Origin of the sequence: Wolbachia endosymbiont (group B) of Longitarsus flavicornis, from assembly GCF_964028135.1 — a bacterium.
Lineage (GTDB): Bacteria > Pseudomonadota > Alphaproteobacteria > Rickettsiales > Anaplasmataceae > Wolbachia.
This window is the reverse complement of record NZ_OZ034758.1, coordinates 258,221-283,432: the sequence shown is the minus strand read 5'-3', so window position 1 is coordinate 283,432 and position 25,212 is coordinate 258,221. Positions and strand designations below refer to the sequence as shown.

Here is a 25,212-nt window from a genome sequence, read left to right as displayed (position 1 = left end):
ATCCAGCCTTTCTGCAATCTCATCGAAAACGTTGTACCACTTTCTATGCTAGTTTGCTTGTGAGCAACTTGGATCCCAGTACTGGGATGACAAAAAAGGGGTACTTGAATGACAGTAAAGAGTATCAGGATGATAGGATTTACGCTATAAAGCGAACCGATTTGGTGTGCTGATTTTGTTTGCAGTTTCATAGTACGAATTTTTTACTTCGGTAGTCTTTTTATTGTCATTATAATTATAAGAATAGTTGAGGCCAATTAATATGAAAACTTTTACGAAAAATTTTAAAGGTAAGGAAAGAAAGCTAGAAGAGTTCAATGAGAAAGTTGAAGACATATCAGCTGTAGCTCAAGATAAGTTTGCACATGAACTTGAAAATATCGCATATGAAAGTGTGCAGAAATTTCGCAGTCTACTTGCTAAAGAAATAAACTCCACTTTCAATAACATTCATTCTCAGAATGTCAATCTACTAAAATCTGGCTTAGTAAACTTGATCAATAAAAAAGGAGAAACAGCGTTAATACGTTCTCTTCTCAATATACTTGTACGATAGAGTTGCTGCTGCAATTTAATATTAAGTGATAACTAAAATAAGTAAGATTTTTTATGGATAAGTCTTACTTATTTTAGCTATATATAGAAAAGGAGGGTTGTTATGTCAACAAGACTAAAGTATCCAATTATAAATATACAACGTAAGTCTAAGCCTAAATCTTTTCCAGTAACTTTAGGAGAGGTTAAATCTTTTTTACGAATTGAAAATGATCAAGATGATAAGTTGATTTCAAGTTTTATTTTTATGGCAACTGATTATGCTCAGTGGCATATGGAAAAGTCTCTAGTAAAGCAAACGTGGCAAGTTTCATATGAAGGTTATATACCTCGTAGAATCTATTTAAGCTATGGTCCTGTGAATAAAATAATATTGGCTACTGATAAGAATAGAAAACTTAGTTATTATTTTAGTGATATAGGAAGCTATATTGAATTTTTCAATTATTTGAACATAATAAGGGCTGATGTTGTATACGAAGCTGGTTATGATAGTGTTCCTGAGCAAATAAAGCTAGGTATTATACAGCATGTTTCTGCTCTCTATAAAAATCGTGAATCAGAAGTAAGTAGCCATTTATCTGAAGTGAAGAAGGTGTATTCTCCATTTCGCGAACCAAAGGTTGTTTTGTAGTTCCTGTTTGTCATTCAATAGCAGATACAACAGATGGTGTCATCCGAGTAGCCCCTTCGATGTCATCCCAGTACTGGGATCCAGTTTTTTCATGATCATCAAAACGTTGTATTTTAAAATAAAACGGCTACTTTTATGCTTACCAACTTAATAAAATTCCTGGATCCCAGTACTGGGATGATAAGAAAGAGCTACTGGAATGACATCATTATAAAGTGAACCAGTGTCTGGGCATGTGATGACACCATCTGTTGTACCTACAAATTGCAATGTTCTTAGCCGTATCTGTGAGATGGAAAAAATTCAAATTATAAATGAGTTGTATAATAGTATTTATGCAGCATTAAAAGCAAACTCTGATTTAAAGAAATATGTTACTAACATCTATGATTACCTGCCTAAGCAGGTTACTATTCCTTATCTGAGATTGCGCATAGTAAATTATGTTAACCTGCATATGCTATCTAATTTTGCTACAAAAGTAAGATTTTCATGCGACATATATACTTATCATATAAGCAGCATGCTTGCTGCTATAAAGCATGTTAGCTTGGTGGTAAAGAGCATTAGTAGTGAGACCATTTTGGAAAGTAATTGTGCTATAAATCAGCATGATGAAGTTTTATATTCAACAATTAATTTTGATATTTTAATACAAGGAGGTAGCGATGAGCAAATTACAGCTGAAAATTAAAGGTCATGACAATAATTTTGTTGTGCTGAATAATATACGAAACTTAAGGTTTACTTTGCGTAATAACAAAGAGGAGATGAAAGATATTTCCTCTTTTGGCTGGAGAAAAGTGCTTGATTGTGCTGGAAGTAGAAAGATTACAATAAAAATTAATGGCATTTTAAATTCAGTATTGGCTGATGAATTATTGCGTAATTCTGCAATGTTAAACTCTAATAATGATTATGAGATTAGTTTTAATGCTAAGGAGAAGATAAAACTCAGGTGTTCGGTTGAATTGTATGAGAGATATTATGATCCTGCCACTTTTGACAGCTTCACTGTAGTTTTAGCCAGTGCTGAAGTTGTGAACACTTTTCATTAGTGTTAATTTAATTTTTTCATATACAATAATAATAAGTGGGAATAAATTAAAAAAAATTATGAACGATGAGGATCTTTTCGAAGAAGGCGATGATAATGTTGAAGAGAATAGCGATGACAGAAGAGAAAGGAATTTGAAAAATGAAAATCAGCTCGAAGAGCAATTTAAAGAGTATTTAAAACCTTTCGAGGATATTTTAAGTCAAATTGATGAAGGAGTTGATAATTTAGATAGTTACGAAAGGACTATGCAAGTAAAGCGAAGTATAGATAGGCTCATAGAAACCTTATATAGCCAAGCAGCATCTGAGGATATTGATGTAGAACTTGAAACCACAAAACACACTCGCGATAAATCAGAGTCCAAGAAAAGAGTTCTGGAAAAGAGAAAGAAACAACTGATGGAAGAGATCTTAAGTTTTCAACAACAAAAGGAGCTAATGAATAGTAGGGAAAAACATGAAGTAGCAAGTGATGAAGATGTTCAGAAGGCAAAAGCACGAGTGAAGTCTTCAATTAGGGGGGTGTTGTTTTCAGTTATTGCTCATAGAATGGATCCAAGAAGGAGGGCAGGGGAAACTGCTGATGACAATGAAAAGCAAGCTCGTATGTACGGTAGAGAAGCAGTTGGTGGAGTTTTAGGTGGATTGTTCAAGGCGTTTTTAACTGCAGTTGCTGCTGTTGTGCGCGAAATTGCTAAACCACTTCAACATATGAACACACAAGAGACGTCTTTTGCAAAACAAGTTGAAGAAAGCAGAAACCAGGATTCACAGAAAGGTCGATCTGTGTAGGTCAAAGTATAGTTTCAAAAATTTTTTTGAAACTATACTTCTTACATTCCCCACCTAATCAAAGTTCAGTACTATAATACAGAATACTCTAACTCTGAAGGAAATGTATTTTCCATAATTTCTTGTACTTTATCAAGAAACCCTTGTTCCATTTTACTGGCATCAAATTTTTCTTTTGATGTGTTATTTTTTATTTCCTGATAGTATTCCTTAGCTGCACTCTTTATATCTTCTTGTTTTAAATAACATCTTCCTTCACATTCGTATTTTTTAGATTCTTTTTCTTTTTGACAATTTGTTTTACATTCTTTATACTCTCTGTCGTTGAGAATCTCAAATTCCTTGCTATCCTCGCATTCTGAATTGCATTTAGAAAGTTCTTTTTCTTCTTGTTTATTGCAATAATCATTTTTACATACTTTATCTACCACGTAATTCTCTTTAACAAGTAAATTTAAAAATTCTTGTTTTGGACTCATAAGCTCTTTTATTTTATCAAGCAATTCTTGTTTCATTTTCTCAGCATCAACATTTTGAGTTACTACTAACGTTTCTTTTTTTAATAAGTTTATTCTTTTTTCTTGATCTCCTTTCATTTTCTCTGCGTTTAACTGACTTTCTCGGAATTGTTTATTCGCGTCTTCAATTAATTTATCGTACTTCTTATCTATTAATAACTTCATATGGGTTTTATGTTTTTCAATCTCATCATCTGATAATTTTTGTGCTATTTCTTCTTTTTTATTTTCATAGTATTCTTTAGCTGCACTTTTTATAGCTTCTTCATTTTTGATACATTTTTTTTTACAAAAATTAAGTTCAACTTTTGGTTTAATGAGTTCTTTATACCAATCTTCACCTTTATCTTTACCTTTACCTTTTAAGTTATAATGTTTACTACAATGGCTATCGCATTCTGATTTTGCTTTACCTGGGATAGCTTGTGCCTTTCTCAAATCCGAGCATTCTCTTTGGCATGATGAAAGGTCATTTCCTAATGCTTCGCCTGATTTAAATTTCTCTAATATTTCTTCAATGGTCTTATTTAATATTATACGTTTTGGTGCTGCATGTAATGTACTTATGCAATATTCCTTTTTACATAAATCTACCACGTTAGTGTTTTCAATAAAGTCTCTAAATTTAATTTTTGTATCTACTGCGTTGAGTTTGCTGGTTTCTCCAAACATAAAATTTCTCCTAGTAAATTAATATTTTAATACTTATTGGTAAATTTATTATTAAAATAGCATGTTATGCAGTATGTGTATTAAATAATATCTACTCAACGCAAATTACAACAAACGCAGTAGCATAATCTTGATCATCACTTAGAGAAAGGTGTATCTTGTAGTCTTTCGAGATGAAATCCTTTGTCATAGCAAGATGTGGTTTTCCCCTGATGTTACTGTATATTTCTATATCTTTCATTATAATTCCTTGGCTGAATCCAGTGCCTAGCGCTTTAACAAAAGCTTCCTTTGCAGCAAAGCGTTTAGCAAAATATTTTGCTCTTACTTCTTGGCTATTATATTTTTTGCTTATCTCTATCTCCTTCTTAGTATAGACTTTATTGAGAAATTTTTCCCCGTATTTTTGTGATATTCTCAATATTCTGGGTATATATACTATGTCAGTGCCAATACCGTATATCATTTTGCGCTAAAACGATTTATTGCTTCTTCAACTTGTATTTCCTCTACCTCGCCAGTTGCTCTATTTTTTACTTCAACTGTATTTTCACTTACTACTTTTTTTCCAACAATTATTTGCCACGGCAAGCCTATCAGATCCATTCTGGCAAATTTCACTCCTACACTTTCGTCCGTATCATCGTAAAGCACTTTATCACTTTTCAAAGCTTTGTATATTTTATCTGCGGCCTCCGTTACTTTCGTTTGTAAATTGATTAAACCAACTCTAAAAGGAGCTACTGCCTCTGGCCAGATAATTCCTTTATCATCATGGAAAGCTTCTATTATTGCGCCAACAAGCCTTGAAACTCCAATGCCATATGAACCCATATGTATGTTAACATTTTTTCCATCTTGAGAAGTAACACTTGCCTTCATAGGTTTCGAATATTTATCACCAAAATAAAAAATATGCCCTATTTCAATACCTTTACTAACATTTAACTGTTCTTGCGGTATAGGACAAATTTTAGGATCATGCATATCATCTGCAACTGCATATATGCTCTTCAGGCTTTCAATATCTTCACTCTCTAGCAGTTCAGAAAATTTATTGTCATAATATAAAGTGCTCTCACCGGTGCTTGCCAATATATGAAATTCATGACTTAAATTTCCTCCAATTGGTCCTGTATCTGCCCTCACTCCAATTGGAGTAAGTCCCATGCGTTTGAAGATTTTTATGTAAGTTTTATACATCAAATTATATGAATTCAGTGCACCTTCGTAATCTACATCAAAACTGTATGCATCCTTCATCAGAAATTCCCTGCCTCTCATAACGCCATAACGAGGTCTTACTTCGTCACGAAACTTCCACTGAATTTGATATAAACAAAGTGGCAAATCTTTGTAACTTTTTACTGTATTTCTAATCAAATCAGTTACCACCTCCTCATGTGTTGGACCAAAAAGCATATTGCTCCCATGCCTATCCTTAATGCGCAGCATTTCTTTGCCGTAATCATCGTAACGTCCTGACTCTTGCCAAAGACTTGCTGGCTGCACACAAGGCATCAACACTTCAATCGCACCAATTTCATCTCTGATAATATTTTCAATATTTTTAAGTACCAAAAGACCAAGCGGCAGCCAAGAATAAATTCCAGATGCTGTCTGCTTGATTAAGCCTGCACGTAATAAATATTGATGAGAAATAATTTCAGCACCAGCAGGGGTTTCTTTTAAAGTTGGCAGGTAATATTGAGATAAGCGCATTTGATAAATCTGATTGTACTAAGTAATCTTAGTACAATCAGGCCTGTAGGTAAACTTATTTAAAAAGGAAAGAGAGAGGAGCAGTCTTCTAAGAAGAAATAGAAGCTGTCTTAAACCTCAAGTCATCACTTTGTTACTACAGCACATCATCGATGTTTTGGTATAGAGTAATCAGAATCATAAAAATAGCTTAGTGTTAGCTATTTTTATGATAACCTCTCTTAAACAATTGATATTTTACAGTGTTTTTGGTAAAATAATAGCTTAAGGCTTAGAATAAAAGTTTATGAGTGAAGCACAAGGTCCAAATATTGCAGAATGGCAGGCACAGCAGCAACACCAGGAAGCCGCTAGTGAGAAAAGTGGTTTCGGTCTTGGTCATAGTGACTCTGTTGCAACAATTGTGGATGGAATGAAGTGGATGTTCAACTTTCATGAAGGAGCAATTGCTGCTTATAATAATGTGTTTGAAGGTTTGGTAAGTGGTAGCAGTCTAGTAACGTTATTTGGGAAATCAGGTAATATGTTTGGCATAAAATTTCTTGAAAACCTTGCGGAATATTTTTCAGGTGGAGGTGGAGAAGATATGCCATCGGAAGGAATGGATATGGATCACGGTGATGGAGGACTTAATCCAGATGATTATCCCCACGCTAGCAATGAAATGGCTCATAGTGCCGATGGTTTGCATGATATGCATGATGCAGGTGATCATCATGGCCAATCTTTTTCACCTGGTCCTTCACCATATGTTGGTGATGATCATGAGCTTGGTTACTAAATAACTAAGAAGATTTTATTGTAATTAGTGAAAAAAGTTTCAGTTTTAGGATCAACAGGAAGCATTGGAAAAAAGACTGTAGATTTGCTCTTAAAGAGAAAGGAAGAATATCAGGTGGAAGCACTAAGTGCCAATTCTAACTTTGCTCTGCTAGCACAACAGGCAAATCTACTTAATGCAAAATATGCTGCCATTTCTGATGAAAGGTTCTACAAAGATTTAAAAGAAGATCTACTTGGTACAAACGTCAAAGTAGAAGTTGGTGCTCCAGGTCTAGCAAATGTTGCTTCTCTACCTGTTGATCTCTCAGTTATTGCAATAGTTGGCATCGCAGGCCTTGAGCCAGTCATGCAGACCATAGAAAGTGGTACTAAAGTTATTGCCCTAGCAAATAAAGAAAGCATTGTTTGTGGTGGCAAGTTACTGCTTGAAAAAGCTAAAGAAAGGAGCGTACAAATAATTCCCATCGACTCTGAACACAACGCAATTTTTCAAGTTTTGCAAAATGATGATAAATGTGTAGAAAAGATTATACTCACTGCCTCTGGTGGACCATTTTTAAATTATAGCCTTGAACAATTAAGAAATATCACAGTAAATCAGGCACTAAGTCACCCTACTTGGAAAATGGGAAAGAAAATCTCAGTTGATAGTGCAACAATGATGAATAAAGCACTAGAAATAATAGAAGCACATCATTTGTTTAATATTAGTCCAAATAGAATTGAAGCAGTAGTGCACCCTGAATCGATAGTACATGGAATTGTCGTTTATCACGATGGATTCAGCTTTGCTGTGCTTGCAGAAACTGATATGGAAATTCCCATTGCATATGCTTTATCTTGGCCAGAAAGATCAACTTTGAACTACAAGTTAGACTTAACAAAACAAAAAAAATTGACCTTTCAAGAACCAGACCACAAATGTTTTTCTTCACTAAAGCTAAGCATGGAAGTGTTAAATTCTTCTTCTCCACATACAAATAGTATTGTTTTGAACGCTGCAAATGAGATAGCTGTTAACGAATTTTTGAAGTCACGAATCGGCTTTTTAGAAGTAGTAGAGGTAGTAAAATCAACAATAGAAAACTTTGACAAGTACTCTGATATTAACTCACTATCCGACATAATAAGTGTCGATTTTGAAAGCCGTATTCTTGCCAATGAAATCATAAAAAGTAAAGGTATCTGTTCAGCAGAGTGATAAAATAAGGTAGACGAGAAAAGACAACTAAATGGTCAAGTAGCCCCATTTCATACTCCTGTCATCCTAGTAGCTGACACTGGGATCCAGAAAAATTTACAAGTAAACTGAGCTTATGCTAAATTCAATGAGATTAAATGAAAAACTGGATTCCAGAATCAAGTGCTGGAATGATACCTTACCTGAACAGATACATCACTTAGCATGTTCGAAATCAACCTAAGAGAAATTTACATCGTTAAGAACTGTATTTGCTCTATACAGACAACCACATCCTATTGCAAAGAACAGCAATGCAGCTGCATGATTATACATATTGATGCTCCTATAAAAAATTTGGGTTGTTGAGTTTACCATTTTTAAAATCCGTAAGGATTCTAACAGTCTCTGGCGTATCTTCAAATAAATATTTGCCTTTGGTTTTACTATAATCTTTTCGTATTTTAATTTGGCCATTATCGATTCTATAATAAAGCCAATATTTAGTAACATTGAGGATTTTTGCAATTTGTGGAACAGTAAGGTATCCAGGTACTTTAAGTGGTTGTGATTTATTCTTTTCTCGCATAATATTATTTTTTAATCGAATATTTGCTACTGTACATTCTAAAACGATATTCTTTGAGCATGAGGGAGAACGATGTCCTTGTTTTTCTAAGTACTTAGCGATTTCTGCATCTGTTTTACCTTCTTTACTCAACTCTATTATAGACTGTTCCATTTCTGCTGCTCTAGTCAATGTGTGGAAGGAGCGTACTGGAATAGGAACGTGAGAAGTCGTAGTTTCACCGCCATGCCATACAATGCGTACTTGAAGGCAATCACGTCTGATCCGGTGTGCTACCACCTTATCAATTAGACAACGAAGAAAAGATTTTTGTTGCTGACGTGACAGAACTGATTGATGCCAAATTTCAGGTAATTTCTTACCTACATCTAAAAATACTGTTTTCAGTTCCTCAGATAATTGAGGAATCGGTTTACTTGGATACTGACGTTCACATGTAATTTCCGCTTGCTTAAGTTCATTCAACGCTTGTTCCCAACGTCTTTCAAGTTCTGCAGCTACAAGACGATTATCAGGATCAACTTGATTAAATTGTCGTTCTGTCAATCCCACTTGGTATCTCAGGCGTTCTAATTGTTGTAAATAAGCTTTATTAACTGCTTGTTCAGATTGTAGTTGCGAATTAATAGCCTCGGTATAAGCGTCTAGCTCGATTTGACTAAGTGCTGCAAAAAATTTAGGAACTACTTCATTGTCAATAATATCAGCAGGTAAAAATTGACATGCAGGTAAAAGATATTGTTGGTGTAAGTACTTGCATAAATAATGATTTCCTCCTTTATACTTCACTCTCATTTTGTGTCCACATTCTCCACAATAGATTATTCCATGTAATAATGCTGCACCTGGTCTAACTATACCACGTGTTCTATTGTGATTATACTCTGCATGATTATCTTTTAGTATTCCCTGAATCTTTATAAAAGTTTCCCAATCTATATAAGCTGGATATTTATCTTTAATCAGAACTTTCCATTCCTCCATTGGCAATTTCTTTGTTGTTTTGTCAGCAGAAGATGGTTTGTGACGTGTAGTACAAGAACGACCATAAACAAATGCTCCTCCATAAGCTGGATTTTTTAGTGTTGAGAGAATTGCTGTAATCGTCGGTTTTTTCCATTGCAATTCTTTAAATTTGTCATACCTAGGAATGGTAAGTTGGTTGTTGTTAAAATATCTTAGAACTTTTGCTACTGTTCGCTTTTCTAAAAAAGTTTCAAAAATAAGCTTAATACGGTGCTGAACTTCAAGGTTAGGATCCTTATGCACAGAATCATCAATGTTACGAACGAAACCGACTGGAAGGGATAAGGCTAAATCTCCTCTGGTTGCTTTATTTAGCAGTCCAGCATTTAGTCTGGCTCTTATAGTAGATAACTCCATTTCAGCAAGCTGTCCTTTCAGACCAAGTAACAACCGACCATTAATAGTACCAGGGTCATAAACACCATCCCGATCAGCTATCAAACACTGTTTATAGCCACATATATCCAATAACGGATACCAGTCAGAACAATTACGTGACAAACGAGTCACATCGTAAGATAGGATAATCCCTACCTTTGATAAAGCGACTTTAGCGAGAATCTCTTTATATCCTTCGCGCTTTTCAGCACTAGCACCAGTTAATACCCCTGCAACAATGTTGCAACAAACATAAAACTAAAAAAAATAATTTCCCGGCAGCTTCTACTCAAAGAACGAGGAGTTGTTTTCACTTATAGAACCAACGATCAACTGACCATCTGTTTCGATGAGTGATATATGAACATATTTATATATTTTCAAGGAAAGCTCATGGGAAAAAAGAAACTGACTGTTCGTGTTAGCTATAGTTATGAACCTAATCGGTTAGCAGAATTGTACTTATTAGATGCATATAAAAAACTAGCATTAAATAAACAAGTAAATGGGAGCCAAAAGGAGAAAATTTTTGAATGTAACAATAGAATCAATTTAAGGGGGAGCAATGATAACTGTTAGTCTGTACGCGAGAGTTTCTTCAGGAAAACAAGTGCAAGGAGATACAATAGCAAGCCAAATTACTGCTATAGAGAATAAGATTAGTGCTGATGGACATAAATTACTAAGTGAATATAAATTTATTGATAATGGTTATAGTGGCTCTGATATAATACGTCCTAGTTTAGAAAAATTAAGAGATCAAATAGCAGAAGGTAATATTAATAAGGTTTATATTCATTCTCCTGATCGTTTGGCTCGCAAATATGTACATCAAATGTTATTAGTTGATGAATTTAAGAAATTGGGTGTAGAAACAGTTTTCTTGAATTGTCAAATTGACGATAATCCAGAATCTCAATTACTATTACAAATACAGGGTATGATAGCAGAATATGAACGTGCAAAAATTATGGAACGAAGTCGTAGAGGCAAGATTCACGCAGCCAATAAAGGCAGTATAAATGTAATGAGTGGAGCTCCTTATGGCTATCGTTATATAAATAAGCATATAGGAGGAGGACAAGCCTTTTTTGAAATTAATGAAGAGGAAGCTGAAGTCATTCGTAAAATGTTTTTTTGGGTGGGAAGGGGAAGAGTAAGCATTGGAGAAGTATGTCATAGATTAAGAGCTATGTCCATCGTAACACGAACAGGAAAAAGGTATTGGGATAGGAGTGTAGTCTGTCGTCTATTACAAAATCCTGCTTATAAAGGACAAGCAGCATTCGGTAAAAAAAAGCTAGGAGTAAAATTAAAACACGTAAGACCACAGAAACGCTCTTGTGAGCAACCGAAAGACAATTATTCTACTTTTCGTACTGATAAAGAAAATTGGATTTATATTCCTGTACCTAATATTATAAACGAAGATTTATTTGATATAGTTCAAGAACAGCTAACTGAAAATAAAAGAATAGCTAGGAGAAGACGAATGGGAGCAAATTACTTGTTGCAAGGTTTAACAGTATGTCAGCTTTGTCATTATGGATATCATGGTATTAGCACTTGCTCTAGCGCTCGTCGAACATATTATCGTTGTACTGGTACGGAGCGAGGTCACTTTGGTGGCAATAAAATGTGTAATAATAGAATGATTCGTACAGATGTATTAGACGTGGCTGTATGGGAAGAGGTAAAATACCTATTGAAAAATCCTACTCGGATATTAGAAGAATACAAGCGTAGACTTTCAGAGATTAAAAAATCACCATTAGATCAAAAAAGTGACTTTCTTGAGAAAAAAGAAGATCAATTAAACTGTGGCATTGCAAGGCTTATTGATGGCTATACTCAAGGATACATCAATGAAGAAGAGTTTAAACCAAGAATTAAAGCAATGAAACAAACCTTACAAATGATCGGAGAGCAAAAGAAAAAGATATTTGATCAAAAAAGACTTGAACAAGACTTAACTCTAGTGGTGACTACTTTAGAAGAGTTTTCTTCTAGCGTTAACTCAAGTCTTGATAACGCAGATTGGCTAACTAGACGTGATATCATTAGAACATTAGTTAAGCGAATTGAGATTAACCATGAAGACGTGCATATCGTGTTTCGAGTAAAAGAGCTGCCAGACTCTTTCACACACAGTGGAAAAGCGGACCAAAGTTTATTGCAACATTGTTGCAGGAGTCAAGCCGAGATCATTATCAATAACAACAATATTATCAGCTTTCCACCCAAGGTCAATTGCTCTTTGTTTCAGTGCATACTGTAACTCCAAACTTTCTTGATTGCTCAGTGCTTGATGAGGTGTTGATTGTCTGATGTAAATTATTGCTTCGCGTGCTAGATGTTGTACTGTGATTAGCTCTGATGTACTCATGAATAACCTCTTTTGATACTAGTAATATATTTTCTAAAACTTCTGACTTGAGGTGTTGCGGCATTTTCTTCCACACTCTATTTGGTTTACATGGCATAATTTATACTCCTTTGCTAGAGAAACAAATTCGTATAATGAATTCCATGTTAACTTACTGGTGAGTAAATCTTGCTTACCGGCCAAGTTGGTAGCAGAAAAAGGAATACGCAGAGTTATATTACTACGGTAAATAACGAGTACATTACCACTGTTATAGGCTTTTACACTGGCAGATGATATGGGAAAAGTCCTACCGAATAGCGGATGTGTTGGATCTGTAACTGTAATTTCTTTTTGGTTGTTGAATGGGGTATTAAGGTGATTGATCGCATGTCTGTATAGACGGTATTTCTTCCTTCAGTGTGCTGCAAATTGTTTGATGTAAATCTGTCCAGAACTTTGTCATATCTTTAAAATATAGTTTAGCTCATGCTTAAAGTATTTCTCAAACACTCTCTCACTCTCATAATTAACAAGGTCTTTTATTATTCTTGAGCCTTCTGGTTCCAGCGGTAGTTTTACTTCCTTTATTGGCAATGCTGCTCTTCCTTCACGTTTAAACATACCGCTATTTCCTTTTGGCATAACTGCTGCAAATCCTCCTATAAACTCATACTTTCCTACTTTCGATCCTCTTCTTGTTTTTTGTATTTTGCCAATTGCCGATGCTCTAATGTCATAGAGATTTGCTCTAATTAACACTTCTAATCTGCTAGTTTTCGCCTTAAAAATTCTTAATCTCTTTCTTATCAAACTTAATTTTATCTTCTTTTCCTCACTGATTTCCTTAGCTGCTTTTGCTTTTAACCATAGTGCTGTTCTATTTAGTGCTTTTATAGCTGCCAGTTTTACTTTCTGCTCTTTTCCGTCAATATTGGAGATTATTTCATTAATATTGTTACTAGTTTTAATATTAAACACTTTCTATTGCCTCAATTTTCCATATTTTACCTGAAGAATCTTTCAATGGTGGTTCAAAAATCTTGTAGAACCTTTTTTCAATCTTGATATAATTACCTATGCTAAAGGAAGTAACGTCCTGATCACGTATTTCTATAGAAGCAATTTGCTGAGTTAATGCTCCATCTGCACCTAAAGAATACGTAGTATCGGGACGTTTAATTAGCACTTTCATTTTACGAATACTCTCCTTATTTTTATTACAATATATGGCTTCCACTCCTAGATGCTCAAAACAATCTTCCAATAATTTTCCTATATTCATCAACTAGAACTAATTTTTACCAAAACTGCCGGACGATGGCACATTGGCAGAGGATTTGACTGCGTATGTAAATCAGTTCCTCTATCAAATCTTCTTGGCTCTTGTTTTGCATATAATGGCTGACCAAGCGTATTCACCGTCTCATTAAAGTCTGCTGGTGCAAAATATGTCGTAAACGTACTTGCTGTTCCTAGTGGAAAACAATGTCCTGTATCTCTTTCTATAAATCTTCTTACGGTTCCTTCAGGATCAGTTGCTTGCCCTCTATATTCCTCAAACGTTATTCCACAGAACGTAAATCCTGATCTCATATCGTTCCTTAATGCTGCTCCTTCTTGCCATCTCTCGTATGCTTCTTTTACTTTAGTATGAGAAGTAAGTGCATCAAAAAACTCAGGGCTTACTAAAGCATGAATTCCGGTCATATATTCACCACTTAGGTTATCTTCTACGTGCCGCAATACTTCCAGACACTTACGTTTTACATCAGTTGTTGCTGTTCCTAGCGCAAAATTTACTACTTTTGGTGTTATTTCAAATTCGTTGTACAGATTTAATAATTCACTGCCATCTGCGTCTAGAATAATCCCTTTCAGCGCTCCCATTCGCAAATGCTCTAACGTTATTGCATGCTTGTTTCTCATTAGCTGTAAATGGTCAGTTATTACGTCTGCCAGCGCTTTCAGTTCACTTTCTGATCCAAATGCCCTTATTCCCTGTACTTCCTCTGGCAGTACTACATCATCATGCGGAATATGTGGAATTGTAAATGTTCTTACCTTTCTTTTTCCTCTTTTTCCTACTGTTGCTGGTGCTCCAGGTACTTGTGTTGGCAATAGGCTTAAAACTCCATTATGTTCTTCTATGGTGATATGTCTAAATCTTACTGACCTATTTGGAAACAAGTTTAAATTTTCAACACGTCCATAATTTATCGGCAATATATTCATCGCATTTGTTAGTGCCGTCATGCTAAATGCCGTATTTGTAAATGGATTTTGCATTTTTTCTTTTCCCCCTTTTGTATTTTTAATAGTTTTTTAAGCTCCCTTGCGGATCTCGTGCTTCAAGTTGCTTTATTGCTGCAGCTTTCTGTTCTTCAGTGATATTTGCTGGCCACACAACTGCATGATCTGCTAGCATTGCACTGCGAGTGATAATTACTCCTTTCATATCAGAATCTTTGCTATGTATATCGGTTGTAATTACTCCTACTGCTGTTTGCGTACCGTCTGTTCCAGTGGGGTTCAGCACTCTAATAAAACCATCATCTGTCTTCTTGGCAACTACTGTACCAAGTTTAATATTTTGACCTTTCGCTACAGTTATTTGGTCTCTTGAATATAGACTTGATACCTCATACTTTAATAAGTCACCTAGATTATTTTGTTCAGTTATACATGTCATATTTTCTTTTCTCCTTTTTTTCCCTTTAGTTTACTGCCATGTTTGTAGTTGTTGTACCCGGCGGTTATAAAAATACTTTAAATACTTGATTGTGCTCTAGCTTTAGCTACTTGTATCATCAAATCTTCTGATGAATTTTGTGGTAAAGTGCTGAAAATTTTATCTTTTATTGTTCGCTCTGCTAGTAGTTCCATTAACACTTCCCTGGCTTGCTCAACACTTACGCTTTGCTCTATAAATTCTCCTATCTTTTCTGGCATCTTTGATATATTACATAATCTTATTATCTCTAAAATTTCTCTACGACAGTTCTCGTAGCCTTCCTCAGTTAACTCATTAGTTGTCATACTAACACTCCTACTTTTATGATTATTGATAAATTCAAAAAATGTTGTAACTCCATCTGCAACACCTATTTCTACTGCTTTCTCGCCAAAATATAGACCTGCTTCTGTTGATCGAATCTTTTCAATTGAAAGACCTCTGTTCCTTGCTATTAGCTGCAAAAACATTTCATATAGTCGGTCTACTTCTTTTTGTAAGCTTTCCAGACTTTCAGACGTCATTGGCTCATGTGGGTTTAAATCATTCTTTCGACTACCAGCAAAGATTGTGGTGTACTTAATACCTTGCTTTTCATCAAACCTACTTTGATCTATGTGACTTGCTATTACTCCAATACTTCCTACTCCTGAAGTTCTACTCACAAATACCTTTTCAGCGCTAGAGGCTATAGCGTACGCAGCAGAATATGCATCATCATTTGCTATTGCAATAATTCTCTTTTTTGCTCTTGATTCATAAATAAAATCAGCTAGGTCAAAGACACCGTTTACTTCCCCTCCTGGACTGTCTATGTCAAGTAGAATCGTCTCTATGCTTTTATCTTCTAAAGCACTCTCTATCTCTTCATGAATATTTTCATACGAAGTCATGTCTAAAATATGATCAAAAGCTTCTGTTTTTTTAGTCAAAACTCCATAAATACGTATTATTGCTATTCCTTTTGGGTTTATATGAAAATGCTTTAAATTCTTAAAGATAGGTTGTTTGCTGTTATATAATGATAGTAGTTCAAAGCTTCTTCTCTCTACCATTATTGGCTTATTTATCCACATCACCTTCCTTCCCTTTTATGGTTAATGTCACAATCGAAACAAAGTCCAAAAGAATTAGCACGCTTTTGATCTTCTGCTATTTCTTGGTCAATTTCTTCTACATCGTAACCCATTTCTGATACTACTTCTGAGCGGCTCTTGAAGCCATTTCTTACCGCCATTTGCTGTGCTTGCTGATCTTTTAGCGGATCCACCCAATCAAATCCCTGTGGTATCCATTTTACTTCTTCTTTCGCTGCTTTTACTACTTTTTCATCTATACTCAGTTCTCCAGAAAGTACTGCTAACTCTAGCCATCTATTCCAAATAGGTCTACAAAACTGGAACACTATCACGTTATGCTGCAACATTGAACACCTTCTGCGAAACTCTATCAGCCCTGCTCGAATGGATGAATAATTAACACCGGTTAAATCTCCTGTTAGCTGCTCATATGTTATTCCTATGCCTATTGCTATTGCCCTGAGTTGCTGTCTCATGAATGCTTCATAGCTTCCCCCAACATCAGATGGTTCCGAAAATTTGATGTCTTCTCCTGGGTCTAAAAGCTGCATTGTTCCAGGTTCTAGGCCAGATAGTGCTACTCCTTGCTCACTTGCTTCACCTTCTCCCATGATATTTGCTTCAGGATCGAGCCTTGTAATAAACCCTGCAAACATCGCTGCAGTTTTCTTTCTCACCAGCTCTGCATCATCATATTGATCAAGCTCATAAAGCTTTAGCAGTATACTCGAAAGCCAAGGCTCACCTCTGATTTGCCCAGGTCTTAGTGGTCTATAAATATGTAAAACATCATTTGCTGGTACTCTTACTGATTCTCCAAATGAGCCTTCGCCTGGATGTTCTCTAAATAAGTAATATGCTTCTCTTTGCCCAAAACTCAATCCCGTTTCTTATTACATTACCATTTGCTAAAGTTTGATTTGTTTTATTGTCTAAATGTTCAGACTCAAGTACTTGCAGTTGTAGTGGTACAGAAAATCTATCTTCCAGCTTTCTCGTTCTTAAACGTACAAAACATTCTCCTCCCTCTATCATACTTCTGCATACTAGAGCTTGTAATCCATAAAAATCACTTATTCCACAGCTATCTGCTTCATCTGTCCATTTTAGCCATAATTCTTGCACCTTCTTTCGAAATTCTCCATCTCTTGCTTTTGATTGCGGTTTTATTCCTGTTCCAATAGAGTTACTTACTATTGTATCAATGATATTGGCTGCATATGGATTTTTTCTTACCATATCCCGAGAGCGGCTACGTAAGTGCCCAAGGCTCTGGGAAAGTAAATTATTTATGCTTCCTGTTTCTCCTTGCCAATACATCACTCTTCTTCCTGAGCCTGACGCATCCCATGCAGAACTTTTGATTTTTGGCTTGTTGAATAATTGTTTGAAGGTTTTTAGTAGCATTTATAAAATTCCTTTACTCGTTGAAAAAATAATTTTCCTCTTTGGCTCCACTCCAGCAATCTTTAGCTGTTATCTAAGTGAGGAAAGTCACCTCTCCCCACTCGACTTCAAAACCGGACTTGATAGTTTCCCATCATCCGGCTTCTCTCTAATTTGGCGCTTTTCATGCATACTCCCATGTAATTCGTCGTGACAATGCCCATGCAACAAGGATAAATTTTTGCTCATATTATTACGTCTATTCCGGTCTTTATGGTGTATCTCTAGGATATCATCATTTTTGAACCAAAGTTGACATTGATCACATTTACCTTGTTGCAACTTCATTAATTTTATTACTCGTGGTGATTTTCCTGGAACTTTACTTAAGCGATTTGCCCAATATAACCAATCTCCGTCATATAAAGATCTAGATCCTTTCACTTTGATATGCCTTCTTATGGCATGATCTACGTGCCTAACAAGCAGTAAATTGTTATTCGTCATAAATCTCCAATTATCGTTATCTTTCTTTCGAAAGTATTTTCTCTTAATCCAATGCTTCCCTTTGTTACAGTGTCTAAAGACTGCCCATTTCCAAAGCTTTCCATGCATATCATGATCTAAAGAACTAAATACTTTATGTGACACTACCGAAGAGTAATACTGACTCCATCCTCTAATAACTGGATTAAGGTTTTTAATTACTGCTTCTTGAGGTGCTGCACGCATTTCTTTAAGTTTTTGCTTAATGATTTTAGCATGTTGTTTTATAGAGAGGCGACTTGGTTTAATTAATAATTTATAACCTTTCTTACTTTGTTTTGTTAAGTATTGTCGTATTGTGAACCCAAGAAAATCAAAACCTGGTATTTGTCCTCCATAAGTTTTTAACGTATGAGATATTTTTGTCTTTGATGGCTTTAACTCTAATCCAATGGTATTTAACCATCTTTCCGTTAGATTTTTTGCCTTAAAAACAATTTCCTCATTTTCATGGAGAATCACACGGAGAGTAGACCGGCGGAGCTTCCCCACCAGTCTCTCGCAGAACTGCACGGAAACCTCTCGACTTATACAGCTCCCATTATTTAGCCTTTTGATCCTAACCCAAGTGTCCAATGATAGAAAATACTTGGAGACCTCTTTCTCACTTTTCCTAGAAATTGCTTTGCTAGTCTTCCGTGATCACGAAGTTTCTTATATTTTGTCCTGACCCATCTTATGAGGTATCTCTCTATATTTCTGAGAGATGGATACATCTCTGATTTATAAAACCTGCCATAGTACTGAAACCAGCCTCTGACTATTGGATCTATTTTCTTCGATATTTCCTCTAGTGTGGTCCATGTAATCCGATGTATTCTCCATGACTTTATGGTTTTCTTGATCTTCTTCTTGGCTTTGTTACTAATTGCAGGTAGAAATGAGATGAAATAATTCCTCATCTTATTCTTTGCTACTCTAGGTCTAAAAGTATAACCTAGAAAATCAAAGCTTTGTTTAGGAAATTGTTCTTTTCTATCATCATCCTTACTGTACACAATCTGTGTCTTTTCAGGATGTAACTTCAATTTACACTTAGCCAATCTTTCTTCAATCATTACTTTCATAAATCCTGCCTGTCTTTTAGTTCTGCAGTGCACTATCGCATCATCTACATATCTTTCAAATGGTACTGTTGGATAATTTTGTTTCATCCACATATCAAACGCATGGTGCATAAATATGCTTGAAATGATTGGGCTTATTGAACCTCCTTGCGGAACTCCTTTATCCCTTGTTACCCTACTGCCATCTGCTTGCTGAATGGGGGCTTTCATCCACCTCTCAACATACAGTATGACCCATTTGCAGTCTGTGTGTTTCTTGATAGCCTGCAGTGCTAAATCGTGGTCCAGATTGTCGAAAAATCCAGATATATCAAGATCTACCGTCCAATCATTTTTCCAACATCTCTTCCGTGCTGTGTATACCGCATCCAGCGCAGACTTATTTGGTCTATAACCATATGAATCTTCGTGAAATTTCGGTTCTACTAACGGCTCAAGATACATTGTAGCTGCTGTTTGCGCTATTCTGTCGAATACTGAAGGCACACATAAAATTCTTTGCCCTCCTGTATCTTTTGGTATCGCAACAGCTTTTACCGGCTCTGGAAAATAACTTCCGGATGACATCCGATTCCATAATTTGTATAGATTATCCTTTAGATTTTCTTCAAACTTTGTTATCGAGACCTCATCTACACCTGCTGCACCTTTATTTTTCGATACTTGTTTATAAGCTCTCCAAATAAGTTGCTTCGGTATATCAAAAGACTTTGTTTTATTCATTAACTCCTCCCTTTCGGTTGATAAATAATTAAAACTAAATAACTTAGCCCCTTCACTCCATTTCCATTACAGAAACTTCTTCGCTACTACGAGCTAATCCGCCCCTGTTTTTCGCATCGGTACTCTCATCCTCAGAGATCAGCTCTTTGGACTTCTCCCTTTTCATCGAAACGACAGGTTCCCGTAGTTCCATGCAATAGCCTAAAATAGATTCACGCCACTTTTATGCCGGACGCCACCTACCCAGTAAACAAGCTCCCAGTAGATTCATCCCAGGTTAACGACTACCCCCTGGTTTTGACGTCGTCTCTACGCTTTCGACACTTCATCAGTGGTTCACTTGCGTTCGTCTCTCTATTTCATACATGACACATAATTGTGCCTTTTCCATAACGCTCACTACCTTAGCTCTTTACCAAAGCAGCTTATGGCTGTTTGAAGCCTGCTCTTGCAAACCGGCTCCGAGGGGCCCTCCCTCATCTACTGCACAGCTTCAACACTTTCCGTGTTTCTACGGCGCACAATCATCTGCATAAGTAATCACACTTAGTGATTGACCAGCATGTTTATGTGAAGCTTTACCATATTTTTTCTTTTGATAATCAAATAGTTCCTTTCTCAATGCCATTTTTAGGTAATATTCTAACCCATGTAGAGCTATACTTGCTAACAAAGGTGAAATAGTTCCGCCTTGTACTGTACCACTCTTTGTGGGTCTAAACGCTTTACCTTCCATAACTCCTGCTTTTAGCCACCTTTTTATAACTTTAGTTAATGTTGGTGTGGTGTTAAGCTTTTTTTGTAATGCATTATGGTTGATGTTATCAAAGCACCCTGAAATATCTGCATCCAGTAAAAATGCTGTTTTCTGTTTTAGTGCTATGAATATAGCTTCAATGGCATCATGACACGACCTACCAGACCTAAAACCATATGTGTTTGGCTCAAATTTTGCTTCCCACTCCGGTTCTATCACCATTTTTACAAGTGTTTGTTTTGCTCGATCTGATATTGTAGGAATACCAAGCGGGCGATACTCCGATGACTTACCAGGTTTTGGAATCCAAACTCGTCTCGATGGTTTTGCTTTTTCTCTTATATCCAAAGAATATACTAATTGTAACCTTTCTTTTTGATTAAGATTCGCTTTTCCATCTATACCTGCAGTCTTTTTTCCTCTGTTATCCTGAGTTACCTTTCTAACAGCGAGCGTTCTTGCACTTGTTGATCTGAGTAACAATCTCTGAAGATTATGCATCTTTTTGATATCATTACATTGTGAAGCTCGGTAAATTCGTTTTTGTAGCTTAAATGAAGATTTCTCCAGCTTGCGCCAAGGAATTTCATTCCATTCATACCTAACATTTTGTTGGCTCATAACATATTCACTACTATTCACAACTTTACCTTCCAAACTACAGTGTCTACGTTTGCATATCCTAAACATTACCTTAGGCATTAGCTTCTTAGACAATCCCTCTACATAGGAGCATTCGGCTGGCTACCTTCTTAGTTATCCTTTTGAAAATAAAGAATAATAAGAGCTTCTATGTAGTTACTCCGTTCCATAAAATCGTTTCTCGTTAAACTTAGGCTCTTACTATCTGCCGGAAGATTGGAAGCATCTTAATCAGGAAAAGCCGATCCTAATTACCCGTTTCTTCATACCTTTTGGTATATGCGTATTCAACCTTATTTCGCATATTCGAATTAACGACAGTTCAAACATAAGTTTCTTTTCGTAGCCATATCTAACTCTTCTCGAGAGGATTTATCATAAGGTTTGATATTACTCCCTTTTGATCCATGCTTACACCATGAGAATTTGCCACTTTCTTAAGGTGTGGATCATGATTTTACCCAGATGCTATGGGAGATGGAATTTAACCATCACGACATTTATGACCTTCGGGCCGCACCAGCTTTAATTCGTTGTCTTAAGTTTAGTAAATCATTTATATCCACTTCTGCATATCTCACCACATGGTCACCATATGCAATTGATACTACTCGCTCTCCGCTTTGCAGTTTTTTTATCGCTTCTTCGACTTGACTTAAATATTCCTGATTGTACATTTTACTTCTCATTCAACCATTTACTTTGTCTCACTTTTTTAGGCTTTTTACTTTCCATTTTTCCACTCAAACTATTCCACTTACTCTCTGGCCATCTGTCTATTCCCAGTGCTATCGATGCTGCTCTTGCATAAATCCTACAGTCTAATACTTCATTTCTTTCTCTTACCTTTTGCCACTCTTGTTTGGTGTATCCTTTTACTACCTTACTGACTAATTGCTCTGCCGTTAGCTGCTTAAAATATTCAGGTGCATACTCCGGAAAATGACAATATCCAGGTAGAGCTTTTCCCTCTTCTTCTTTCAAAATATTAAGTAATTGAAAAAGCTCTGACTTTAATATCGATACTCCCACTGGCCAGAGCTTTATTCCTCTCTTTAGCTTTTGACCACCAACTGTTATATCTACTCTACTTGGGCTGCTAAGTGGTACTAGTGCTTTATTTACACCTTTGACTGCCATTACTCTTCCAGATCCTTGATGACCTCTTACCCAGTTGTATACTTCTTGCGTTGCATATCCAGCATCTACCGCCATCATGCTTATCATATATTCAAGCCCATTTTCACCAATAAAATGATGATTGAGGAGCTCCGAAAGCTTTTTCCATACTTCTCTACTTCCTGTATCTCCTTCAAATACTCGGTAGTCTATTGACCAACTTTCACGACTTTTTCCCCATGCTACAACTTCCACCTCTAGACGATCTTTTTGGACATCTACTCCTGCAGTAAGTACCACTTCTCTCCTTGGTACTGTGCCAATCTGAAAAAATTCTCTCCTGTTAAATAATTGCTTCCAATCAGGTACTTCTCCTTTATCTACCCAGGTTTCTCCAAGCGTTGTATTTATCCAAACTTTTAGTAATTGTTCACTTTCTTTTGCATGGAGAAAATCCTCTACTGCTTGCTGCCAACTATACCACCCAACTGGGCTATAAAGACTTGAAAGGTGAAATCCTATTACTTTGCTATTGTGTACTTGATTTGTAGCTCTCCATTCTCCACGTTCAAGCATCTCTGTCTTTTGATGATTTTCTATCTTTTCACCACATTCTATACATATATAGTGTGCTGTACTTGGATTTTTATCTTCCCATTTTATTTGTGACCATTTTAGAACTTGATAGTAATTACAATACGGACAGGGAACAAAAAAATATCTCTTATCTGTTGCTTCAAATTCTTTCTCAATTCTGCTTATTCCATGAATCGTTGGTGTCGATACTAAAAAAATCTTTCGCCTTGCAAATGTATTAGTTCGAGCAATACTGAGCAGTACTGGATCTCCTTCTCCTCCTGAATCTCCTGGGTAGGCATCTATTTCATCAAGAAAGAGATATTTTACTGGCATAGATCTCAGTGCTACACTGCTATTTGCTCCGGTTATTACTACTATTCCACCTGGAAATTCCTTACTTTGTACAGTATTGCCTGAGTCTCTTGACCTTGGGTCTTTTACTTTACTCTTTAAACATGGCGTACTCTCTATTAACGGCGCAAATCTTCCTTTTGACCAACGCTTTCCCATTTCAACTGTTGGCTGCACTACTAACATTGGCCCTGGCGTTTGATCTATGATATAGCCAATCCAATTATTTCCTGCTTCTGTTCCTCCAATCTGCGCTCCTTTCATGAATACTACTTTTTCTGCTGGTGAGGACGGAGAAAGTGAATCCATGATTTCTTTTAAATAAGGAGTTCTTTCCGTTCTCCATTTTCCTGGCTCTGATGCTGCAGTTGCTGCTAAAACTCGATACTCATTTGCCCACTCTGATACTTTAAGCTCTGGATCTGGTTTTAAACCTTCAGAAAAAGATGTGGCGTATATCATTGTCTGCATCTACTCATAATTGGTTCTATCTCAACATCATTAACAGTAGAACTACACTCTTCCAATTCCATAAACATCTTTTTCTGAAATTCCTTTTCTATATATCTTTTGCTCATCTCACTTATCATTAGTGCTATAATAAGCGCAAATATCCCTGTTGTTGTTGCAAAAATGATTGCACTGCTTATTGTTGTTGCTGTTAAACCTATATATGCTGCCATTGCTACTGCGCTAACTGTAATACAGATGCAGATAATATTATTATGTTTTTTCATCCTTTTATCTGCTATTTCTCTCTGTGCTATATATTTATTATGAAGGGTTGGAAAATTAATAACGGTATCTCTGCAGAGCAATGCACCATTTTTTTCAGTAAATAAAACTTTAAGTAACTCTAAATTGTTTGATTTAATTGCTAAATGTAAAACAGGTGTATAATTTGCTCCTTTTTTCAGTAGTAATTTTACTACATGTAAATGCCCTTTTTCCGCAGCAAGGTAAATCGGTGATAGACTCTTATTATTTGAAATATCAATATCAATTTCTTCTTTTAAAATTGTATCTACAAGCTCAATTTCTCCTTTTTGTGCAGCTAAATGGAGTAGACTATTCTTTTCAGAACCATACTTATTGTTCATCAAAGTCTTCTTTATCTCAGGTTTAGCATAATCAAATGGTGTCTTGCCGCTATCGTCTTTTACCAGAGGGTCTATATCTTCTCGTGTTAGTAAAACCTCTATTGTTTTAAGTCTTTCAGCGTAATGTAGTGGCGTTTTATTTTCGTAATCTTGTAAATTGACTTGAGCATTAGGCTCCCTTATTAAGCATTTGAGAATATCAAGACATAAGTCTCTTTCATCGTAATTAGTATTACTTACAGCTATATGAACAGGTGATAATTTCATCGAGTTTTGTCCTACACGTGCGCTATTTACATCTGCTCCTAGCTCCAGTAATAACTTTACTATCTCCAATTTTTTGTTGTTAACTGCATAGTGCATCGGTGTCTGATTTCGTGCATCAAAAACCTCGATTTCAGCATTTCCTTCTCTTATCAAAATCTTTACAACTTCTGCATGTCCTATTCCTGCTGCTAGATGTAATGGAGTATGGTGCAAAGCATTTCGTACATTAACGTCAATACCTTTTCCTATCAAATATCTAACTGCATTAACTTCACCTATCATTGCAGCTAAATGAAGTAAGCTATCTTGTTCTGACCCGTACTTGTTATTAATTAGCGCTTGTAATATTTCTGCTTTTTTCCCTTCTTTGGCGTAATCAAGAGATGTTTTACCTTTATTATCTTCCACAAAAGGATTAATATTCTTCTTCGTGAGTAACAAATCCACCATGCTTAATTCATCAAATTCTATAGCGCAATGTAGTGGGGTTTTTCCGTTTAACCCTCTGACATTAACATCTAATCCAGGTTGATTGATTAAACACTTTATTAACTCTAAACTTAAGTTATCAGCCATTTTGTATTCAAAA

At 35.8% G+C, this 25,212-nt stretch carries 25 protein-coding genes and 1 pseudogene; 9 read left to right on the top strand and 17 right to left on the bottom strand.

The window, feature by feature from the left end; genetic code table 11:
* The first annotated feature begins 262 nt into the window (after positions 1–262).
* From ABWU45_RS01405 to ABWU45_RS01385, 5 genes are all read left to right on the top strand, one after another.
* The gene (locus ABWU45_RS01405) at positions 263–556 is read left to right on the top strand and encodes a hypothetical protein (RefSeq protein ID WP_063631247.1); all 294 of its coding nucleotides are present in this window, start codon (positions 263–265) and stop codon (positions 554–556) included.
* Positions 557–658: 102 nt separating this feature from the next.
* Positions 659–1,189, top strand: coding sequence for a head-tail connector protein (locus ABWU45_RS01400; protein WP_007302801.1), 531 nt, complete (start codon positions 659–661; stop codon positions 1,187–1,189).
* Positions 1,190–1,481: 292 nt separating this feature from the next.
* Complete coding sequence (locus tag ABWU45_RS01395) at positions 1,482–1,883, top strand: DUF3168 domain-containing protein (RefSeq protein WP_353279062.1); 402 nt, start codon at positions 1,482–1,484, stop codon at positions 1,881–1,883.
* The gene (locus tag ABWU45_RS01390) at positions 1,858–2,247 is read left to right on the top strand and encodes a phage tail tube protein (protein WP_007302803.1); all 390 of its coding nucleotides are present in this window, start codon (positions 1,858–1,860) and stop codon (positions 2,245–2,247) included. Before ABWU45_RS01395 ends, ABWU45_RS01390 begins: the two co-directional genes overlap by 26 nt.
* Before the next feature lie 58 nt (positions 2,248–2,305).
* The gene (locus tag ABWU45_RS01385; protein ID WP_264682722.1) at positions 2,306–3,040 is read left to right on the top strand and encodes a hypothetical protein; all 735 of its coding nucleotides are present in this window, start codon (positions 2,306–2,308) and stop codon (positions 3,038–3,040) included.
* A 71-nt stretch (positions 3,041–3,111) separates the two neighbouring features.
* Here ABWU45_RS01385 and ABWU45_RS01380 read toward each other — a convergent pair whose 3' ends face one another.
* The 3 genes from ABWU45_RS01380 to proS form a co-directional block, all read right to left on the bottom strand.
* Positions 3,112–4,230: a hypothetical protein gene (locus tag ABWU45_RS01380; RefSeq protein WP_353278704.1), complete on the bottom strand. Its 1,119-nt coding sequence runs from the start codon at positions 4,228–4,230 to the stop codon at positions 3,112–3,114.
* A 91-nt stretch (positions 4,231–4,321) separates the two neighbouring features.
* Complete coding sequence (locus ABWU45_RS01375) at positions 4,322–4,696, bottom strand: holo-[acyl-carrier-protein] synthase (protein WP_264331129.1); 375 nt, start codon at positions 4,694–4,696, stop codon at positions 4,322–4,324.
* Positions 4,693–5,952: a proline--tRNA ligase gene (gene proS, locus ABWU45_RS01370; protein WP_353278702.1), complete on the bottom strand. Its 1,260-nt coding sequence runs from the start codon at positions 5,950–5,952 to the stop codon at positions 4,693–4,695. The genes ABWU45_RS01375 and proS overlap by 4 nt, the downstream gene beginning before the upstream one ends.
* A gap of 286 nt (positions 5,953–6,238) precedes the next feature.
* Here proS and ABWU45_RS01365 point away from each other — a divergent pair, with 286 nt between their 5' ends.
* Both ABWU45_RS01365 and dxr read left to right on the top strand, forming a co-directional pair.
* Entirely contained in the window at positions 6,239–6,733 is a 495-nt protein-coding gene (locus ABWU45_RS01365) for a hypothetical protein (RefSeq protein ID WP_264682725.1), read from the top strand.
* Between the two features lie 27 nt (positions 6,734–6,760).
* A complete protein-coding gene (dxr, locus tag ABWU45_RS01360; protein ID WP_353278701.1) occupies positions 6,761–7,936 on the top strand; it encodes a 1-deoxy-D-xylulose-5-phosphate reductoisomerase in 1,176 nt (391 codons plus the stop codon).
* Between the two features lie 325 nt (positions 7,937–8,261).
* Here dxr and ABWU45_RS01355 read toward each other — a convergent pair whose 3' ends face one another.
* On the bottom strand, positions 8,262–10,091 hold the full coding sequence (locus ABWU45_RS01355; RefSeq protein WP_353279061.1) for a recombinase family protein: 1,830 nt from the start codon (positions 10,089–10,091) through the stop codon (positions 8,262–8,264).
* A 177-nt stretch (positions 10,092–10,268) separates the two neighbouring features.
* On the opposite strand from ABWU45_RS01355, the gene ABWU45_RS01350 reads away from it, so the two are divergent.
* Together ABWU45_RS01350 and ABWU45_RS01345 are read left to right on the top strand one after the other, a co-directional pair.
* A complete protein-coding gene (locus tag ABWU45_RS01350) occupies positions 10,269–10,487 on the top strand; it encodes a hypothetical protein (protein ID WP_341819653.1) in 219 nt (72 codons plus the stop codon).
* A complete protein-coding gene (locus ABWU45_RS01345) occupies positions 10,474–12,186 on the top strand; it encodes a recombinase family protein (protein WP_353278700.1) in 1,713 nt (570 codons plus the stop codon). The genes ABWU45_RS01350 and ABWU45_RS01345 overlap by 14 nt, the downstream gene beginning before the upstream one ends.
* Before the next feature lie 549 nt (positions 12,187–12,735).
* Here ABWU45_RS01345 and ABWU45_RS01340 read toward each other — a convergent pair.
* From ABWU45_RS01340 to ABWU45_RS01280, 13 genes and pseudogenes are all read right to left on the bottom strand, one after another.
* Positions 12,736–13,227: a phage tail protein gene (locus tag ABWU45_RS01340; RefSeq protein ID WP_406719938.1), complete on the bottom strand. Its 492-nt coding sequence runs from the start codon at positions 13,225–13,227 to the stop codon at positions 12,736–12,738.
* Positions 13,228–13,246: 19 nt separating this feature from the next.
* Positions 13,247–13,558 carry a hypothetical protein gene (locus ABWU45_RS01335; RefSeq protein WP_226080688.1) on the bottom strand — a complete coding sequence of 104 codons (312 nt, stop codon included), beginning with the start codon at positions 13,556–13,558 and terminating at the stop codon, positions 13,247–13,249.
* Positions 13,558–14,562 (bottom strand): major capsid protein, encoded by a 1,005-nt coding sequence (locus ABWU45_RS01330; protein WP_353278699.1) that lies wholly within the window; start codon positions 14,560–14,562, stop codon positions 13,558–13,560. The genes ABWU45_RS01335 and ABWU45_RS01330 overlap by 1 nt, the downstream gene beginning before the upstream one ends.
* 25 nt (positions 14,563–14,587) lie before the next feature.
* The gene (locus ABWU45_RS01325; protein ID WP_353278697.1) at positions 14,588–14,965 is read right to left on the bottom strand and encodes a head decoration protein; all 378 of its coding nucleotides are present in this window, start codon (positions 14,963–14,965) and stop codon (positions 14,588–14,590) included.
* A gap of 77 nt (positions 14,966–15,042) precedes the next feature.
* Positions 15,043–16,083, bottom strand: a complete 1,041-nt coding sequence (locus ABWU45_RS01320; protein WP_353278696.1) for a S49 family peptidase — start codon at positions 16,081–16,083, stop codon at positions 15,043–15,045.
* Positions 16,083–17,493 (bottom strand): annotated as a pseudogene (locus tag ABWU45_RS01315) (phage portal protein). The gene ABWU45_RS01320 and the pseudogene ABWU45_RS01315 overlap by 1 nt, the downstream one beginning before the upstream one ends.
* Before the next feature lie 87 nt (positions 17,494–17,580).
* Complete coding sequence (locus tag ABWU45_RS01310; RefSeq protein ID WP_353278695.1) at positions 17,581–18,510, bottom strand: group II intron maturase-specific domain-containing protein; 930 nt, start codon at positions 18,508–18,510, stop codon at positions 17,581–17,583.
* A gap of 53 nt (positions 18,511–18,563) precedes the next feature.
* Complete coding sequence (gene ltrA, locus ABWU45_RS01305) at positions 18,564–19,808, bottom strand: group II intron reverse transcriptase/maturase (RefSeq protein WP_007302363.1); 1,245 nt, start codon at positions 19,806–19,808, stop codon at positions 18,564–18,566.
* 52 nt (positions 19,809–19,860) lie between these two features.
* Positions 19,861–20,001 (bottom strand): hypothetical protein, encoded by a 141-nt coding sequence (locus ABWU45_RS01300; protein ID WP_019078704.1) that lies wholly within the window; start codon positions 19,999–20,001, stop codon positions 19,861–19,863.
* 318 nt (positions 20,002–20,319) lie between these two features.
* Positions 20,320–21,207 (bottom strand): reverse transcriptase N-terminal domain-containing protein, encoded by an 888-nt coding sequence (locus ABWU45_RS01295; RefSeq protein WP_353278693.1) that lies wholly within the window; start codon positions 21,205–21,207, stop codon positions 20,320–20,322.
* Positions 21,208–21,707: 500 nt separating this feature from the next.
* Positions 21,708–21,884 (bottom strand): gpW family head-tail joining protein, encoded by a 177-nt coding sequence (locus tag ABWU45_RS01290; RefSeq protein WP_353278692.1) that lies wholly within the window; start codon positions 21,882–21,884, stop codon positions 21,708–21,710.
* Between the two features lies 1 nt (position 21,885).
* Complete coding sequence (locus ABWU45_RS01285) at positions 21,886–23,718, bottom strand: phage terminase large subunit family protein (protein WP_353279060.1); 1,833 nt, start codon at positions 23,716–23,718, stop codon at positions 21,886–21,888.
* Positions 23,715–25,199 (bottom strand): ankyrin repeat domain-containing protein, encoded by a 1,485-nt coding sequence (locus ABWU45_RS01280; RefSeq protein WP_353278691.1) that lies wholly within the window; start codon positions 25,197–25,199, stop codon positions 23,715–23,717. Before ABWU45_RS01280 ends, ABWU45_RS01285 begins: the two co-directional genes overlap by 4 nt.
* Between the last annotated feature and the right edge of the window lie 13 nt (positions 25,200–25,212).

What these genes read in the sequence shown, in the direction of transcription:
- ABWU45_RS01405 (WP_063631247.1), top strand. Translation starts at nt 263, where the DNA reads ATGAAAACTTTTACGAAAAATTTTAAAGGTAAGGAAAGAAAGCTAGAA.
- ABWU45_RS01400 (WP_007302801.1), top strand. Translation starts at nt 659, where the DNA reads ATGTCAACAAGACTAAAGTATCCAATTATAAATATACAACGTAAGTCT.
- ABWU45_RS01395 (WP_353279062.1), top strand. Translation starts at nt 1,482, where the DNA reads ATGGAAAAAATTCAAATTATAAATGAGTTGTATAATAGTATTTATGCA.
- ABWU45_RS01390 (WP_007302803.1), top strand. Translation starts at nt 1,858, where the DNA reads ATGAGCAAATTACAGCTGAAAATTAAAGGTCATGACAATAATTTTGTT.
- ABWU45_RS01385 (WP_264682722.1), top strand. Translation starts at nt 2,306, where the DNA reads ATGAACGATGAGGATCTTTTCGAAGAAGGCGATGATAATGTTGAAGAG.
- ABWU45_RS01380 (WP_353278704.1), bottom strand. Translation starts at nt 4,230, where the DNA reads ATGTTTGGAGAAACCAGCAAACTCAACGCAGTAGATACAAAAATTAAA.
- ABWU45_RS01375 (WP_264331129.1), bottom strand. Translation starts at nt 4,696, where the DNA reads ATGATATACGGTATTGGCACTGACATAGTATATATACCCAGAATATTG.
- proS (WP_353278702.1), bottom strand. Translation starts at nt 5,952, where the DNA reads ATGCGCTTATCTCAATATTACCTGCCAACTTTAAAAGAAACCCCTGCT.
- ABWU45_RS01365 (WP_264682725.1), top strand. Translation starts at nt 6,239, where the DNA reads ATGAGTGAAGCACAAGGTCCAAATATTGCAGAATGGCAGGCACAGCAG.
- ABWU45_RS01350 (WP_341819653.1), top strand. Translation starts at nt 10,269, where the DNA reads ATGAACATATTTATATATTTTCAAGGAAAGCTCATGGGAAAAAAGAAA.
- ABWU45_RS01345 (WP_353278700.1), top strand. Translation starts at nt 10,474, where the DNA reads ATGATAACTGTTAGTCTGTACGCGAGAGTTTCTTCAGGAAAACAAGTG.
- ABWU45_RS01335 (WP_226080688.1), bottom strand. Translation starts at nt 13,558, where the DNA reads ATGAATATAGGAAAATTATTGGAAGATTGTTTTGAGCATCTAGGAGTG.
- ABWU45_RS01330 (WP_353278699.1), bottom strand. Translation starts at nt 14,562, where the DNA reads ATGCAAAATCCATTTACAAATACGGCATTTAGCATGACGGCACTAACA.
- ABWU45_RS01325 (WP_353278697.1), bottom strand. Translation starts at nt 14,965, where the DNA reads ATGACATGTATAACTGAACAAAATAATCTAGGTGACTTATTAAAGTAT.
- ABWU45_RS01320 (WP_353278696.1), bottom strand. Translation starts at nt 16,083, where the DNA reads ATGTGGATAAATAAGCCAATAATGGTAGAGAGAAGAAGCTTTGAACTA.
- ltrA (WP_007302363.1), bottom strand. Translation starts at nt 19,808, where the DNA reads ATGAATAAAACAAAGTCTTTTGATATACCGAAGCAACTTATTTGGAGA.
- ABWU45_RS01300 (WP_019078704.1), bottom strand. Translation starts at nt 20,001, where the DNA reads ATGGAACTACGGGAACCTGTCGTTTCGATGAAAAGGGAGAAGTCCAAA.
- ABWU45_RS01290 (WP_353278692.1), bottom strand. Translation starts at nt 21,884, where the DNA reads ATGTACAATCAGGAATATTTAAGTCAAGTCGAAGAAGCGATAAAAAAA.
- ABWU45_RS01285 (WP_353279060.1), bottom strand. Translation starts at nt 23,718, where the DNA reads ATGATATACGCCACATCTTTTTCTGAAGGTTTAAAACCAGATCCAGAG.
- ABWU45_RS01280 (WP_353278691.1), bottom strand. Translation starts at nt 25,199, where the DNA reads ATGGCTGATAACTTAAGTTTAGAGTTAATAAAGTGTTTAATCAATCAA.